15 protein-coding genes are annotated in these 15,195 nt (G+C 54.7%); 9 read left to right on the top strand and 6 right to left on the bottom strand.

Going from position 1 to position 15,195, the window contains the following annotated elements:
- The first annotated feature begins 22 nt into the window (after positions 1-22).
- On the top strand, positions 23-889 hold the full coding sequence (gene pdxK / locus ABLU67_RS25960) for a pyridoxine/pyridoxal/pyridoxamine kinase (protein WP_014230316.1): 867 nt from the start codon (positions 23-25) through the stop codon (positions 887-889).
- Entirely contained in the window at positions 886-1,125 is a 240-nt protein-coding gene (locus ABLU67_RS25965) for a hypothetical protein (RefSeq protein WP_004104337.1), read from the top strand. The genes pdxK and ABLU67_RS25965 overlap by 4 nt, the downstream gene beginning before the upstream one ends.
- A 41-nt stretch (positions 1,126-1,166) precedes the next feature.
- Here the strand turns inward: ABLU67_RS25965 and crr are convergent, their stop codons facing one another.
- From crr to cysZ, 5 genes are all read right to left on the bottom strand, one after another.
- Positions 1,167-1,676, bottom strand: coding sequence for a PTS glucose transporter subunit IIA (gene crr / locus ABLU67_RS25970; protein WP_000522253.1), 510 nt, complete (start codon positions 1,674-1,676; stop codon positions 1,167-1,169).
- Positions 1,677-1,718: 42 nt separating this feature from the next.
- Positions 1,719-3,446, bottom strand: a complete 1,728-nt coding sequence (ptsI, locus tag ABLU67_RS25975; RefSeq protein WP_004852999.1) for a phosphoenolpyruvate-protein phosphotransferase PtsI — start codon at positions 3,444-3,446, stop codon at positions 1,719-1,721.
- Between the two features lie 44 nt (positions 3,447-3,490).
- Positions 3,491-3,748 carry a phosphocarrier protein Hpr gene (ptsH, locus tag ABLU67_RS25980; protein ID WP_002913505.1) on the bottom strand — a complete coding sequence of 86 codons (258 nt, stop codon included), beginning with the start codon at positions 3,746-3,748 and terminating at the stop codon, positions 3,491-3,493.
- A 381-nt stretch (positions 3,749-4,129) separates the two neighbouring features.
- Positions 4,130-5,101: a cysteine synthase A gene (cysK, locus tag ABLU67_RS25985; RefSeq protein WP_025106638.1), complete on the bottom strand. Its 972-nt coding sequence runs from the start codon at positions 5,099-5,101 to the stop codon at positions 4,130-4,132.
- Between the two features lie 159 nt (positions 5,102-5,260).
- Entirely contained in the window at positions 5,261-6,022 is a 762-nt protein-coding gene (gene cysZ, locus ABLU67_RS25990) for a sulfate transporter CysZ (RefSeq protein ID WP_009654873.1), read from the bottom strand.
- A gap of 230 nt (positions 6,023-6,252) precedes the next feature.
- Here cysZ and zipA point away from each other — a divergent pair, with 230 nt between their 5' ends.
- The 3 genes from zipA (at position 6,253) to ABLU67_RS26005 (ending at position 9,597) form a co-directional block, all read left to right on the top strand.
- Positions 6,253-7,287: a cell division protein ZipA gene (gene zipA, locus ABLU67_RS25995; protein WP_348852593.1), complete on the top strand. Its 1,035-nt coding sequence runs from the start codon at positions 6,253-6,255 to the stop codon at positions 7,285-7,287.
- 74 nt (positions 7,288-7,361) lie between these two features.
- A complete protein-coding gene (ligA, locus tag ABLU67_RS26000) occupies positions 7,362-9,386 on the top strand; it encodes an NAD-dependent DNA ligase LigA (RefSeq protein WP_348852594.1) in 2,025 nt (674 codons plus the stop codon).
- Positions 9,379-9,597 carry a DUF3820 family protein gene (locus ABLU67_RS26005; protein ID WP_004123346.1) on the top strand — a complete coding sequence of 73 codons (219 nt, stop codon included), beginning with the start codon at positions 9,379-9,381 and terminating at the stop codon, positions 9,595-9,597. Before ligA ends, ABLU67_RS26005 begins: the two co-directional genes overlap by 8 nt.
- Here ABLU67_RS26005 and ABLU67_RS26010 read toward each other — a convergent pair.
- Positions 9,594-10,592 carry a bile acid:sodium symporter family protein gene (locus ABLU67_RS26010; protein ID WP_348852595.1) on the bottom strand — a complete coding sequence of 333 codons (999 nt, stop codon included), beginning with the start codon at positions 10,590-10,592 and terminating at the stop codon, positions 9,594-9,596. The two genes, ABLU67_RS26005 and ABLU67_RS26010, sit on opposite strands and share 4 nt — an antisense overlap.
- An 89-nt stretch (positions 10,593-10,681) precedes the next feature.
- Here ABLU67_RS26010 and ABLU67_RS26015 point away from each other — a divergent pair, with 89 nt between their 5' ends.
- The 4 genes from ABLU67_RS26015 (at position 10,682) to ABLU67_RS26030 (ending at position 14,864) form a co-directional block, all read left to right on the top strand.
- Positions 10,682-11,608, top strand: a complete 927-nt coding sequence (locus ABLU67_RS26015) for a LysR family transcriptional regulator (RefSeq protein WP_032693079.1) — start codon at positions 10,682-10,684, stop codon at positions 11,606-11,608.
- 122 nt (positions 11,609-11,730) lie between these two features.
- Positions 11,731-12,564, top strand: coding sequence for a xanthosine phosphorylase (xapA, locus tag ABLU67_RS26020; RefSeq protein WP_014230309.1), 834 nt, complete (start codon positions 11,731-11,733; stop codon positions 12,562-12,564).
- Between the two features lie 60 nt (positions 12,565-12,624).
- The gene (locus ABLU67_RS26025) at positions 12,625-13,881 is read left to right on the top strand and encodes a nucleoside permease (protein WP_014230308.1); all 1,257 of its coding nucleotides are present in this window, start codon (positions 12,625-12,627) and stop codon (positions 13,879-13,881) included.
- A gap of 98 nt (positions 13,882-13,979) precedes the next feature.
- A complete protein-coding gene (locus tag ABLU67_RS26030) occupies positions 13,980-14,864 on the top strand; it encodes a LysR family transcriptional regulator (protein WP_014230307.1) in 885 nt (294 codons plus the stop codon).
- Positions 14,865-15,195: the final 331 nt, after the last annotated feature.

The following is a 15,195-nucleotide window of genomic DNA, read 5'->3' on the forward strand; positions in this document are numbered from 1 at the left end:
CTGTCCAGCGGGGGGAGAAAGGATGGGCCAGCAAGATGAAATACAATCGGTGCTCTTCAACGATAAAAGTCGGGCGCTTCAGGTCGATATTGTGGCCGTGCAGTCGCAGGTGGTCTACGGCAGCGTAGGCAACAGTATTGCGATACCGGCTATAAAGCAGCACGGCCTGCGGGTCATCGCGGTGCCGACGGTGCTGTTCAGCAATACGCCGCACTATGATACTTACTATGGCGGCGTTATCCCGGAAGAGTGGTTTGCCGGCTATTTAAAGGCGCTGGAGGAGCGTGACGCCCTGCGCGAGCTGCGGGCGGTAACGACCGGCTATATGGGCAGCGCCGTGCAGATTAAGCGTCTGGCGCAATGGCTGCTGCGCATTCGCGAGCAGCATCCTGAACTGTGTATTCTCGTTGATCCCGTCATTGGCGATGTGGATAGCGGTATTTACGTCAAGGCCGAGATCCCTGAAGCCTATCGTACGCATTTGCTCCCGCTGGCGCAGGGGATCACGCCCAATCTGTTTGAGCTGGAGACGCTAAGCGGTCTGCCTTGCCATAATCAGCAGGAGGCGATTATTGCCGCCCGTAGTCTGCTCTCTGATTCACTGAAATGGGTCGTTATCACCAGCGCGCCGGGAGAAAATAGCGCCACGATCAACGTGCTGGTGGTTAGCGCGCAGTCGGTCGAGGTGGTTGAACATCCGCGCGTTGAAACCGATCTGAAGGGAACGGGCGACCTTTTTTGCGCCGAGCTGGCGAGCGGTCTGGTATGCGGAATGCCGCTGGGCGAGGCCGCCCACGCTGCCGCGCAGCGGGTGCTGGCGGTTATGACCTGGACCAATGAACAGGGCTGCGATGAGCTCATTCTTCCGCCGCATAGGGAGGGAGAATGAAGAGCTATCGTTTAGTGGTGCGTCAGCAGGGAAGAGTCGTCGGCCATTTTGAGACCACCGGCAGCGAAGCCCTTGAGGATGTCTGCGAAGTGGGATCTTTATTTGGCGCCGTTGGCGGATATCAGTGTGATTTGCAGGTTTCTGACAGCGAGAAGCGGATTCTGGAAAGCGGCCCGGAAGGGATGAAAATACTTTCGCGGGAGAAGTGCTATCGGCCGTTTAAAGCGGCGAGATAAAAAAATGGCGCCCGAGAGGCGCCATTCTTCTGCGGCAAGAATTACTTCTTGATGCGGATAACCGGTGTTTCACCCACGGTTACGCTACCGGACAGTTTGATCAGCTCTTTGATCTCGTCCATGTTGGAGATAACAACCGGAGTCAGGGTAGACTTGGCTTTCTCTTCCAGCAGCGGCAGATCGAATTCGATAACCGGGTCGCCGACTTTCACACGCTGGCCTTCTTCGGCGATACGTTTGAAGCCTTCGCCTTTCAGCTCAACGGTATCAATACCGAAGTGAACGAACAGTTCAATGCCGCTATCAGATTCGATTGAAAAAGCATGGTTGGTTTCAAAAATTTTACCGATGGTACCATCTACCGGCGCAACCATTTTGTTGCCAGTAGGTTTGATAGCAATGCCATCACCCACAATTTTTTCCGCAAAAACTACATCCGGCACGTCTTCAATGTTGACGATCTCGCCAGAGAGCGGGGCAACAATCTCAATAGTTCCGGTGTCTTTTTTATCATCAGAAACCAGAGATTTCAATTTATCGAACAAACCCATGATCTTCTCCTAAGCAGTAATTTGGGCCGCGCATCTCGTGAATTAGCAGATTGTTTTTTCTTCAATGAACTTGTTAACCAGCGTCATTAACTCGTCCGTTGTCGGTTGAGCAAGAGCCTGCTCTGCTAATACTTTCGCATCTTCGAAGTTCGTGTTACGGATAATCTTCTTGATGCGCGGGATGGAAATGGCGCTCATAGAGAACTCGTCCAGACCCATACCCAGCAACAGAAGTGTAGCACGTTCATCGCCCGCAAGCTCACCGCACATGCCAGTCCATTTGCCTTCAGCATGAGAAGCATCAATAACTTGCTTAATCAGCGTCAGCACGGACGGGGACATTGGCTGGTAAAGATGTGAAATCATATCATTACCACGGTCAACTGCCAGAGTATACTGCGTTAAATCATTGGTACCGATACTAAAGAAATCAACTTCTTTGGCTAAGTGACGCGCAATTGTCGCAGCGGCTGGGGTTTCCACCATCACGCCAATCTCAATTGCCTCATCAAAAGCCTTACCTTCGTCGCGCAGTTCCTGTTTGTAGATTTCGATCTCTTTCTTCAGTGCACGTACTTCTTCAACAGAGATGATCATCGGGAACATGATGCGCAGTTTACCGAAAGCGGAAGCGCGCAGGATGGCACGAACCTGGTCGCGCAGAATCTCTTTGCGATCCATGGCGATGCGCACTGCGCGCCAGCCGAGGAACGGGTTCTCTTCTTTCGGGAAGTTCATGTACGGCAGCTCTTTGTCGCCGCCGATGTCCATGGTGCGAACGATAACCGCCTGCGAGCCGCACGCTTCGGCAACGGCTTTGTATGCTGCGAACTGTTCTTCTTCAGTCGGCAGCGAGTCGCGGTCCATGAACAGGAATTCTGTACGATACAAACCAACGCCTTCCGCGCCGTTACGTTCGGCACCTTCAACGTCGCGTACGGTACCGATGTTGGCGCAGACTTCAACCTGATGGCCGTCCAGCGTAATGGCCGGCAGGTCTTTCAGCTTAGCCAGTTCCGCTTTCTCTTCAGCGACCTGAGCCTGCAGGTTGCGCAGTTCTTCGATTTGTTGATCGCTCGGGTTAACCAGAACCTGATTATTCACCGCGTCGAGAACCAGATAATCGCCGTTTTTCACCTGGGTAGTCACGCTACCGGTGCCCACGATGGCCGGCAGTTCAAGGGAACGCGCCATGATGGAGGTGTGGGAAGTACGGCCGCCCGCGTCGGTGATGAAACCCAGCACCTTGTTCAGGTTCAGCTGTGCGGTTTCAGACGGGGTGAGGTCAGCGGCTACCAGGATAACTTCATCCTGAATCGCGCTCAGATCGATGATGGCCAGACCGAGGATGTTGCGCAGCAGGCGCTTACCGATGTCGCGTACGTCAGCGGCACGCTCTTTCAGGTATTCGTCATCCAGTTCTTCCAGGGCAGTAGCCTGACCTTCGATAACTTCATTGGCTGCCGCATCGGCAGTCATATGCTTATCTTTAATCAGGGCTATGATTTCCTGCTCAAGCTCCTCATCTTCCAGCAGCATGATGTGCCCTTCGAAGATGGCTTCTTTTTCTTCACCGAAGGTTTCACCAGCTTTGGTTTTGATGACCTCCAGCTGGGCGGAGGCCTTGGTGCGGCCATTCAGAAAACGTTCAACTTCCTGATCAACCTTATCGGCAGAAATTTTCTTCCGGTCGATGACAATTTCATCTTCTTTCAGCAGAAGTGCCTTGCCGAAAGCGATACCCGGGGATGCTAAAATGCCTGAAATCATAACCCTACCTTACTTGTGACTGATATTAAAAAGAACCCGTGAACTTACTCGAGTTCAGCCATCAGTTTTACCAGATGCTCAACTGCTTTTTGCTCGTCTTCGCCTTCGGCAGAGAGAGTGACAACGGTACCCTGGGTCAGGCCCAGAGTCTGCAGTTTGAACAGGCTTTTGGCGCTGGCGCTTTTGCCGTTGGAGGTTACAGTGATCTCAGAAGTGAAGCCTTTTGCTTCTTTAACAAACTGAGCAGCAGGGCGGGTGTGCAGACCGTTCGGAGCGGTAATAGTAACTTCTTGCTGGAACATTATATTTCCCCAACTTATAGGTTTAGTGTTGTGGACCTAAAGTTTAGCCTAACGGCCAAACTTTAGCCTGTATCGTTAGCGCCGGCATCACGTATCCGGCTCCGGCACCATCAGCGGAAAATCGCTGTGGAAACCTTCAGGCCGTTAACGTCTACCACGTCATTAAACATTATGCCGCTAAAGGAAGACTTGAACCAAATCATAAAATCGATTCAGCTTATGGAAATCCAAATCGGAATAATTTCGCGCATCGAAATAAATGTGCTGGTTAAATACCAGACCCAACGAAGTGAATCAATGCCAGGAGGGGTAAAAGTTTGATGTGCGCCACAAAAAAGCACCTGAAAAGGTGCTTTTTTACACGATATTAACAAGCTGGCATTACTGTTGCAGTTCTTTCTCGGTGAAGAGATCGGCAAACAATGCGGTGCTTAAATAGCGCTCACCTGAAGAGGGTAGGATAACCACAATATTCTTGTTGGTAAAGGCTTCATCCTCCTGCAGCTTCAGCGCAGCGGCAACGGCAGCGCCGGAAGAGATGCCGGCCAGAATGCCTTCCTCTTCCATCAGGCGACGGGCGGTGGAAATGGCTTCATCATTGGTAATAGCCACTACTTTATCCACCAGCTTCAAATCCAGGTTGCCTGGGATAAAGCCTGCGCCAATACCCTGGATTTTGTGCGGGCCTGGCTTCAGCTCTTCGCCTGCCAGCGCCTGGGCGATAACCGGGGAGTCGGTAGGTTCAACGGCAACGGTAATCAGATCTTTTTTACCTTTGGTGCCTTTGATATAGCGGCTCACGCCGGTCAGCGTACCGCCAGTACCGACGCCGGAGATGAAGACGTCGATTTGACCATCGGTATCTTCCCAGATTTCCGGGCCGGTGGTTTTTTCATGAATTTCCGGGTTGGCCGGGTTGCTGAACTGCTGGAGCAGGAGGAATTTTTCCGGGTCGCTGGCGACAATTTCTTCGGCTTTCTGGATGGCGCCTTTCATCCCCTTGGCGCCTTCGGTCAGCACCAGGTTAGCGCCCAGGGCCTTCAGCAGCTTGCGGCGTTCGATGCTCATGGTCTCCGGCATCGTCAGCGTCAGTTTATAACCGCGCGCCGCAGCCACGTACGCCAGCGCGATACCGGTATTACCGCTGGTCGGTTCCACCAGCTCAACGCCGGGCTTCAGCACGCCGCGTTTTTCGGCATCCCAAATCATATTGGCACCGATACGGCATTTTACGCTAAAGCTCGGGTTACGAGATTCTACCTTTGCCAGGATGCGTCCGTTACCGATGCGGTTCAGTCGTACCAGCGGCGTATGGCCGATAGTCAGGGAGTTATCTTCAAAAATCTTACTCATGGCCCGTCCTTAACTGTATGAAATTTGGGAGTACGGCTTCAGCATACCCGCTTAAAGAATATGCGGAAGTAAGGATTTAGCATATCTATATTCAGAAGAGAAATAATGGCAAGCCAGAAGTAATAAGGAGCGGCATAAGCCGCTCCGAAAGCGATAGCGCTACTTCCACATGGCGTGTTTGTCACGGTAGCAATCGACCCACATCGCCGTCGCGCCGCAAATCGCGACGGGCAGGATGACCAGGTTTAGCACCGGGATCATGGTAAACAGGCTGGTCAGGGCGCCAAACTGCATATTGGTCACTTTGCGCGTGCGCAGCGCCTGACGCATCGTTTTAAACGGCACCTTATGGTTATCAAAAGGGTAATCGCAGTACTGAATCGCCAGCATCCAGGCGCTGAACAGGAACCACAGCACGGGGGCGACGGTCTGGCCGATACCGGGGATAAAGTAGAGAAGCAAAAGGACGATGGCCCGCGGCAGGTACCAGGCGAACTTCTGCCATTCGCGCTTCATGATGCGCGGCACATCTTTCAGGATGCCGAAAACCCCGACGTCCGGCGGCGTCGCGCCCGTCAGGCGCGCTTCAAGCTGCTCGGCCAGCAGGCCGCTAAAGGGCGCGGCAATCCAGTTGGCGATTGTCGAGAAGAAGTAGCCGAAGACAAGCAGAATAGAAATGACCACCATGGGCCACAGCAGATAGTTAAGCCATTGCAGCCATTCAGGAACATGGCTCATCAACGAAGGGATCCAGCTGTCCAGACGCGTGAACAGCCACCAGAATGCGCCGCCCATCAGAATAATGTTGACGAGTAAAGGGAGGAATACGTATCGACGGATCCCCGGCAGCCCGATCAGCTTCCAACCCTGCGAAAAATAGTAGACGCCACTGCGCGGGGTCGTTACGGATGATGAAACCATAGTCAGGTAATGCTCCTTTTTTGACATCCAGGCTGAATGCCGGGCTATTTTATCGGGTTAGCAGACAATAACCAGTTAGGAAATGTTCGAAAAAACAGCAAAAAGCACGATTTAGTTCATCTTTATGTAGTGAAAGCCCCCGACGCACTTGCACTTGATGTAATCGGCAAATACTCTTAGTGAGTAAATGTTTGCCGTGGTGGCAAGGTGTTAGAACAACAGAGAATATAATGATGCAGGATTTGCGTCTGATATTAATCATTGTTGGCGCGATCGCCATAATCGCTTTACTGGTGCACGGTTTCTGGACCAGCCGTAAAGAACGCTCCTCGATGTTTCGCGATCGCCCACTGAAACGTATGAAGTCTCGCGACGATGAAGCGTCGGAAGGCGACGACTTTGATGACGATGTTGAAGGCGTTGGTGAAGTCCGGGTTCATCGGACCAGTCATGCGTCGAATGGCGTTCATGGGGAGCATGAAGCACCTCGTCAGCCGCAGCACCAGTATCAGCCTCCTTATGAGCGTCAGGCGCAACAGCCACCTGTGCGCCCGGAAGAGCCTGTCCGTGCACCGCAGCCGCCGCAACATCAGCCCGTTCACGCCCAGGCCCCGGTCCAGCAGCCGCAGCGCGCCGTGCCGCCTCAGCAGCCGGTACAGCCGCAGCCCGTTCCGCATGTGCAGCAACCCGTTCAGCATGCGCAGCAGCCCGTTCAGCATGCGCAGCAGCCCGTTCAGCATGTGCAGCAGCCGGTTCAACAACCTGCCGCCGCTCCAGAGCCGCAGCCGGCGCCGGAACCTCAGGCCCCTGAGCCGCAGCAGGCCGCGCCGCAGCCTAAAGAGCGTAAGGAGACGGTCATCGTGATGAACGTCGCTGCGCACCACGGTTCGCAGCTCAACGGCGAGCTACTCATCAATAGCATCCAGCAGGCGGGCTTCAAATTTGGCGATATGAATATTTTCCATCGCCACCTCAGCCCGGACGGCAGCGGTCAGGTGCTCTTCAGTCTGGCCAATATGGTTAAGCCTGGCACCTTCAATCCTGACAGCATGGCGGATATGATGACGCCCGGGGTGACTATCTTTATGCAGGTTCCGTCCTTTGGCGATGAACTGCAAAACTTTAAGCTGATGCTGCAGTCCGCGCAGTACATTGCCGATGAAGTCGGCGGCGTAGTGCTGGATGACCAGCGTCGTATGATGACGCCGCAAAAATTGCGTGAATATCAAGACCGAATTCGTGAAGTGAAAGAGGCTAACGCCTGATTCATCTTCTTGCGTTTCATCTACTTATCCTGAACCCCCGCCCGTCGGGGGTTTTTTATCATTGATGGTGTGATATGGAATCGAACGAACAAAAACTGACTGAACTGCGAACCACGCTTCGCCATCATGAATATCTCTACCACGTCATGGATACGCCGGAAATCCCTGATGCGGAATACGATCGGTTAATGCGCGAACTGCGCGAGCTGGAAGCTCAGCACCCTGAGCTGATCACCCCGGACTCGCCCACCCAGCGCGTCGGTGCCGCACCGTTAGCCTCTTTTAGCCAGATTCGCCATGAAGTCCCGATGCTGTCGCTGGACAACGTTTTTGATGAGGAGAGCTTCCTCGCGTTCAACAAGCGGGTACAGGATCGCCTGAAAAATACCGATAACCTGACTTACTGCTGCGAGCTCAAGCTGGATGGCCTGGCGGTCAGTATCCTTTATGAAAACGGCCTGCTGGTGCAGGCGGCGACCCGCGGCGATGGAACGACCGGTGAAGATATTACCTCGAACGTGCGTACCATTCGCGCGATTCCCCTGAAGCTACGCGGTGACAATATTCCGCAGCGGCTTGAGGTGCGCGGAGAGGTGTTCCTGCCGCAGGCAGGGTTCGAAAAAATTAATGAAGAGGCGCGGCGAACCGGAGGTAAAGTCTTTGCTAACCCGCGTAACGCGGCGGCGGGGTCTTTACGCCAGCTCGATCCGCGAATTACCGCGAAGCGTCCGCTCACTTTCTTTTGCTACGGCGTGGGCGTGCTGGAAGGCGGCGAGCTGCCTGCCAGCCACTCGGCGCGCTTGCAGCAGTTTAAGTCCTGGGGGCTGCCGGTCAGCGAGCGTGTAAAGCTCTGCCATACGCCAGAGGAAGTGCTTAATTACTATCGCCAGGTTGAAGAGGATCGGCCGAAGCTGGGGTTTGATATCGACGGCGTGGTCATCAAGGTCGATTCGCTGGCGCTGCAGGAACAGCTTGGCTTCGTAGCACGCGCGCCGCGCTGGGCGGTGGCGTTTAAGTTTCCGGCGCAGGAACAGATGACTTTCGTGCGCGACGTTGAGTTTCAGGTCGGGCGCACTGGCGCCATCACGCCGGTTGCGCGTCTGGAGCCGGTACACGTCGCCGGGGTCCTGGTCAGCAACGCGACGCTGCATAATGCTGATGAAATCGAGCGTCTGGGGCTGCGTATCGGCGATAAGGTGGTCATTCGCCGCGCCGGCGATGTTATCCCTCAGGTCGTGAACGTCGTGCTCTCAGAACGCCCGGAGGAGACGCGTGAGATCGTGTTCCCCACCCATTGTCCGGTATGTCATTCCGACGTTGAACGCGTGGAAGGCGAAGTGGTGACGCGCTGTACCGGCGGTCTGATCTGCGGCGCCCAGCGTAAAGAAGCGCTCAAGCATTTTGTCTCCCGTCGCGCCCTGGACGTTGACGGTATGGGCGATAAAATCATCGATCAGCTGGTTGAAAAAGAGTACGTGCATACGCCGGCCGATCTCTTCCAACTGACGCCGGGTAAACTCACCGGGCTCGATCGCATGGGGCCCAAATCAGCGCAGAACGTGGTGGATGCCCTGGAGAAGTCCAAAGAGACCACCTTTGCCCGTTTCCTTTATGCGCTGGGGATCCGCGAAGTCGGTGAGGCGACGGCAGCCGGTTTAGCGGCCCACTTTGGCACCATTGAGGCGCTGGAGCAGGCTTCAATTGACGATCTGCAAAAAGTGCCCGATGTCGGGATTGTGGTTGCCACGCACGTGCGTAATTTCTTTGCCGAAGAGAGCAACCGCGAAGTGATTGCTCAGCTGCGTAAAGAAGGCGTCCGCTGGCCGGCGCCGGTCGTGGTCAATGCGGAAGAGATTGATAGCCCCTTTGCCGGCAAAACGGTGGTTCTGACCGGTAGCCTGAGTCAGCTCTCCCGTGACGATGCGAAAGCCCGGCTGGTTGCGCTGGGGGCGAAGGTGGCGGGCAGCGTGTCGAAGAAGACCGACCTGGTCATCGCCGGGGAGGCGGCGGGCTCTAAGCTTGCCAAAGCGCAGGAGCTGGGAATTGCGGTGATCGATGAAGACGAAATGCTGCGTTTGCTCGGAGAGTCGCGTGGATAAAGATCAGCTTATTGAGATTGCCAACACGGAAATGCCGTTTGGTAAATACAAAGGGCGGCGCTTAATCGATGTGCCGGAAGAGTATTTGCTGTGGTTTGCCCGTAAGGATCAATTTCCCGCCGGGCATCTTGGCGAGCTGATGGCATTAACGCTATTGATTAAAACGGAGGGGCTGACCAGCCTGGTCGAGCCCCTTAAGCGCCCGCGTTAGGCTTCGGAGGCGCGGCTTTTCTCCTGCGCCTGTAACGCTTCGGCCTGGCGCTTATAGCGCCGCGCCAGCACCGCACAGACCATAAGCTGAATCTGATGGAAGATCATCAGCGGCAGAACCATTATCCCCAGGATAGAGGTCGGGAAGAGAATGTTGGCCATCGGAATGCCGTTCGCCAGGCTCTTTTTCGACCCGCAAAAGACAATCGTAATTTCATCCGCTTTATTAAACCCGCACCTGCGCGCCACAAAGACGTTAATCGCAATCACAATCGCCAGCAGCACCATGCTGACAATAACGATAAACAGCAGCGAACCGACGCCGACTTTGTGCCAGATACCGTTAACAACCGCCTCGCTGAACGCCGAATAGACCACCAGCAGGATGGAGGTCTGGTCGGTTTTCGAGATCCACTTTTTATGTTTTGCCACCCAGTTGCCAATCCACGGACGAGAGAGATGTCCCAGCACAAACGGCAGCAGCAGCTGCAGCATGATTTTGCCAACCTGCTCCAGACTCCCCCCCGCACCGTGCAGGTTCATCAACAGGCCGACCAGCAGCGGCGAAATGAAGATCCCCAGCAGGCTTGAGGCCGAAGCCGAGCATACCGCAGCCGCCACGTTGCCGCCCGCCAGAGAGGTAAACGCAATGGCTGACTGGACGGTGGCGGGAAGAATGCAGAGATAAATAAACCCGGAATAGAGCGCCGGATCGACGTTAACGGGCGCCCACCAGGCGAATAGCACGCCAAGTACGGGAAAAACGATAAACGTGCTGCACATGACCCAGAGATGTAAACGCCAGTGGCTGCCCCCGGCAACGATCGCCTCACGGGAGAGCTTGGCGCCGTGCATAAAGAAAAGCAGCGCGATGGCGGCGGTGGTTAAATGTTCAAAGAAGGGGACAAATCCGCCGCGCGCAGGAAAAAAGGAGGCCAGCAGGACGACGGTGACTAATGTCAGGGTGAATGGATCAAGAATGCGGAAAAATTTCATAAACGCTCCTGAAAATCGATGTCGCTATTGTGCTTTCTTTAGTTTGAGAAATAAAATCGATTTATTGCATCTATTCATGAAAAAAAGAGATGAATTATTCGCTACGTCAGTTGAAGGTTTTTGTGACCGTTGCTCGCGTCAAAAGCTTTAGCCGGGCAGGGGAGAGTATTGGCCTGAGTCAGTCAGCGGTAAGCCACAGCGTGAAAGAGCTGGAACATCAGACCGGCGTACGCCTGCTTGACCGAACGACGCGCGAAGTGGTGCTCACGGAAGCCGGACAGCAGCTGGCGGCCCGGCTTGAGCGCCTGCTGGATGAGTTAAACGGCACGTTGCGTGAGGCCGGGCGCGTCGGGCAGCAGCTTATGGGAACCGTGCGGGTGGCGGCCAGCCAGACCATTTCCGCCCATCTGATCCCGCAGTGCATCGCCTACAGCAACCGTCGCTATCCGGAGATAGATTTCGTTTTGCACGATCGCCCCCAGCAGTGGGTGCTGGAGAGCATCCGTCAGGGAGAAGTTGATTTTGGCATTGTTATCGACCCTGGCGCCGCGACCGATTTGCAGTGTGAGGCGGTTCTCGCTGAACCTTTCCTGCTGCTTTGCCGTCGCGATCACCCTTTCGCTAAAAGGGACGCGGTGAGCTGGCATGCGCTGCATGACCAGCGGCTGGTTTTGCAGGATTATGCTTCGGGTAGCCGGCCGCTGATTGACGCCGCGCTCGCGGGATTCGCCGTTACCGCAAATATCGTGCAGGAAATCGGTCATCCGGCCACGCTATTTCCAATGGTTGAGTCGGGGATAGGCATCAGCATCCTACCTGCGTTAGCGCTGCCGCTCCCTCAGGGAAGTCATCTGCAGGTGAAGCGACTCACCCCGGTGGTGGAACGCCAGCTGATGCTGGCGCGGCGTAAAAACCGCTCGCTATCGACAGCCGCAGAGGCGCTGTGGGAGGTGGTGCGGCAGCAGGCTGGCCAGCTGACCGCCTTACGCGAAAACGACCCCTTGTATCAGAAATGAAATCAATAGCTTTTTAATATCAAACGTCCGGGAAAACTGTATTGGTAATCGATTGCGTAGCATCGTTATAACAGCATGGTAGCCAATCACTTTATCGATCTTTCAGTTTTTAAGGACAGCTTATGAGCGACACGCTTTTCTCACAGAATCCCTGGTATAGCGCCGATATTATTCGCGGATATAAGCCGGATTTTACGCCGCGGGTGGCCTTTATCCTGGGGTCGGGTCTCGGGGCGCTGGCGGAACAAATTGAAGATGCGGTGGCGATATCTTACGAGAAGCTGCCCGGCTTTCCGGTGAGTACCGTGCACGGCCATGCCGGCGAACTGGTGCTTGGAAATCTGGCCGGCGTACCCGTTGCCTGCATGAAAGGGCGTGGGCACTTCTATGAAGGTCGGGGCATGACGGTGATGACTGATGCCATCCGGACGCTAAAGCTGCTGGGGTGTGAACTGCTGTTTTGTACTAACGCGGCCGGTTCTTTACGTCCGGAAGTGGGGCCGGGAAGTCTGGTGGCGCTCAGCGATCATATTAACACGATGCCGGGTACGCCAATGGTGGGCCTGAATGATGAGCGCTTCGGCGAACGCTTCTTCTCCCTGGCCAACGCCTATGACGCGGATTACCGCGCCGTTCTGCAGCGCGTAGCGGAGGAGGAGGGGTTTCCGCTGACTGAAGGCGTATTTGTCTCTTATCCCGGGCCGAATTTTGAAACGGCGGCGGAGATTCGCATGATGCAGATTATCGGCGGCGATGTGGTGGGGATGTCCGTCGTGCCGGAAGTCATCGCTGCCCGCCATTGCGAGCTGAAAGTGGTGGCCGTCTCAGCCATTACCAATCTGGCTGAGGGCCTCGGCGATGTGAAACTATCTCACGCGCAAACCCTGGCAGCGGCCGAACTCTCCCGGCAGAACTTTATTAACCTGATCTGCGGCTTCTTACGCAAACTGGCCTGAAAAAATAATAAATATTGACCCCGCTTGCGGGGTCTTACTTTAATGGCAAGGAACGGAAAAATGGGTATCGCCTCTCGCTTAAAACTCATGTCGTTTTTGCAATATTTTATCTGGGGTAGCTGGCTGGTCACCCTGGGTTCTTACATGATAAACACACTGCATTTCACCGGGGCAAATGTCGGCATTGTCTATAGTTCCAAAGGGCTGGCGGCCATTATCATGCCCGCCATTATGGGGATCGTTGCCGATAAATGGCTACGTGCAGAACGGGCCTATATGCTCTGCCACCTGGTCTGCGCGGGCGTGCTTCTTTATGCAACGACCGTCACCGATCCGGAGACGATGTTCTGGGTAATGCTGATTAACGCGATGGCCTATATGCCGACTATCTCGTTGTCTAATAGCATCTCCTATTCATGTCTGGCACAGTCCGGCCAGGATCCGGCGACCGCGTTTCCTCCTGTTCGCGTATTTGGCACTCTTGGTTTTATTGTCGCCATGTGGACGGTGAGCCTGATGGGGCTGGAGCTGAGCAGCGCGCAGCTGTATATCGCCTCTGCCGCGTCGTTATTACTGGCGATTTATGCGCTTACGCTACCGAAAATTGCTGTGACCGAGAAGAAACCTGGCGCCACATTGGCCACGAGGCTGGGACTGGATGCATTCGTATTGTTTAAAAATCCGCGGATGGCCATTTTCTTTTTCTTCGCGATGATGCTCGGGGCGGTACTGCAAATAACCAACGTCTTCGGTAACCCCTTTCTGCATGATTTCGCCCGCAACCCGGCGTTTGCCGACAGCTTTGTCGTACGCTATCCCTCTATTTTGCTTTCGGTTTCGCAGATGGCGGAAGTCGCCTTTATTCTCACCATTCCATTCTTTCTGAAACGCTTTGGCATTAAAACGGTCATGCTGATGAGTATGCTGGCGTGGACGCTGCGCTTTGGCTTTTTTGCCTTTGGCGATCCGTCTCCGTTCGGTTTTGTTCTGCTGCTGATGTCGATGATCGTTTACGGCTGCGCATTCGACTTTTTTAATATTTCAGGATCGGTGTTCGTAGAGCAAGAGGCGGGGGCGCATATTCGCGCCAGCGCGCAGGGGTTGTTTATGACCATGGTGAACGGTGTTGGCGCATGGGTAGGTTCGGTTCTCAGCGGCATGGCCGTGGATTACTTCTCTGTTGATGGCGTAAAAGAGTGGCAGACCATCTGGCTGGTGTTCGCGGCCTATTCATTGCTGCTGGCGGTTATTTTTGCCGCGTTCTTCAAATATAAACATGAACCTGAGAAGTTAATGAAAAAAGCGCTGACGCATTAATCCTCTTCCGCGGCGGGCACATGTTCCGCCGTTTCATTTTTTCTGATGCAGTGTGGTAACTTTGCGCATTATCTTTATGCCTCAGGAGCGCATGACCCATGGAACGCACGCATCGTATCGATCTGAAGTTATTGCGCTATTTTCTGGCTGTTGCCGAAGAGCTGCATTTTGGTCGTGCGGCGGCCCGTCTGAACATGTCGCAACCTCCGCTCAGCATTCACATTAAAGACCTGGAGCAGCAGCTTGGCACGCTGCTGTTTGTTCGCCACTCCCGCAGCGTAGCGTTGACCCACGCAGGAAAAATCCTGATGGAGGAGTCCCGTCGTCTGCTTTCCAGCGCGAATCAGGCGTTGGCGCGCGTGGAACAGATTGGGCGGGGTGAGGCGGGACGGGTAGAGTTGGGCGTGATAGGTACGGCTATGTGGGGAAAAATGCGTCCGGTGATGCGGCGTTTTTTGAAAGAGAACCCTAACGTAGAGGTGCTTTTCCGCGAGAACATGCCCGCCATGCAGATGGCGATGCTGGAACGACGCGAGCTGGACGCCGGCGTCTGGCGAATGGCGACAGCGCCTTCTCCTGGATTTACCAGCCTGCGATTGCACGAATCCTCTTTTCTGGTGGCCATGCCGGAAGAGCATCCGCTTGCCGCGCGTAAGGCGATCCCGCTTGCGGCGTTGCGTAACGAATATTTTGTCACCATGCCTTCAATACATACCGACTGGACGTTTTTGCAGCGCGTGTGCCAGAGCGCCGGATTCTCACCGATGATTATCCGTGAAGTGATGGAGCCGCAAACGGTTCTGGCGATGGTCAGTATGGGGATAGGTATTACGCTCATCGCTGATAGCTATGCGCAAATGACGTGGCCGGGGGTGGTGTTTCGCCCGCTGGAAGAACGCATACCCGCAGATTTGTATATCGTCTATGACCAACAGCAGGCGACGCCCGCGCTGGAGAAGCTGATTGCGGCGCTGGTGAATTGATGGTCTGTGCCGGATAGCAAGATGAAGGCCCGTGTCGGCTTTGTCTATCGCAGATAGCAAAAAAGCGCCTTTAGGGCGCTTTTTTACATTGGTGGGTCGTGCAGGATGACTCGCTTCGCTCGCCCTCCGGGCTGTCGCCGCAGGCGGCTCCGTTGTCTCTCTTCGCTACTCGTCTCATCCTGAGACTCGCCCTTCGGGCAACGCTACGCGTTGTGCAAAATTGTTCCCGACAATTTTGTCGACTCGAACCTGCGGCAGGTTCGAATCTTATATATCGCAGATAGCAAAAAAGCGCCTTTAGGGCGCTTTTTTGCATTGGTGGGTCGTGCAG

The organism is Klebsiella sp. GN_Kp190, from assembly GCF_040061795.1.
Classification (GTDB): Bacteria; Pseudomonadota; Gammaproteobacteria; order Enterobacterales; family Enterobacteriaceae; genus Klebsiella; species Klebsiella michiganensis.

Bases quoted from the DNA above. Each gene is read 5' to 3' on its own strand.
- pdxK (WP_014230316.1), top strand. From the start codon at position 23: ATGGGCCAGCAAGATGAAATACAATCGGTGCTCTTCAACGATAAAAGT.
- ABLU67_RS25965 (WP_004104337.1), top strand. From the start codon at position 886: ATGAAGAGCTATCGTTTAGTGGTGCGTCAGCAGGGAAGAGTCGTCGGC.
- crr (WP_000522253.1), bottom strand. From the start codon at position 1,676: ATGGGTTTGTTCGATAAATTGAAATCTCTGGTTTCTGATGATAAAAAA.
- ptsI (WP_004852999.1), bottom strand. From the start codon at position 3,446: ATGATTTCAGGCATTTTAGCATCCCCGGGTATCGCTTTCGGCAAGGCA.
- ptsH (WP_002913505.1), bottom strand. From the start codon at position 3,748: ATGTTCCAGCAAGAAGTTACTATTACCGCTCCGAACGGTCTGCACACC.
- cysK (WP_025106638.1), bottom strand. From the start codon at position 5,101: ATGAGTAAGATTTTTGAAGATAACTCCCTGACTATCGGCCATACGCCG.
- cysZ (WP_009654873.1), bottom strand. From the start codon at position 6,022: ATGGTTTCATCATCCGTAACGACCCCGCGCAGTGGCGTCTACTATTTT.
- zipA (WP_348852593.1), top strand. From the start codon at position 6,253: ATGATGCAGGATTTGCGTCTGATATTAATCATTGTTGGCGCGATCGCC.
- ligA (WP_348852594.1), top strand. From the start codon at position 7,362: ATGGAATCGAACGAACAAAAACTGACTGAACTGCGAACCACGCTTCGC.
- ABLU67_RS26010 (WP_348852595.1), bottom strand. From the start codon at position 10,592: ATGAAATTTTTCCGCATTCTTGATCCATTCACCCTGACATTAGTCACC.
- ABLU67_RS26015 (WP_032693079.1), top strand. From the start codon at position 10,682: ATGAATTATTCGCTACGTCAGTTGAAGGTTTTTGTGACCGTTGCTCGC.
- xapA (WP_014230309.1), top strand. From the start codon at position 11,731: ATGAGCGACACGCTTTTCTCACAGAATCCCTGGTATAGCGCCGATATT.
- ABLU67_RS26025 (WP_014230308.1), top strand. From the start codon at position 12,625: ATGGGTATCGCCTCTCGCTTAAAACTCATGTCGTTTTTGCAATATTTT.
- ABLU67_RS26030 (WP_014230307.1), top strand. From the start codon at position 13,980: ATGGAACGCACGCATCGTATCGATCTGAAGTTATTGCGCTATTTTCTG.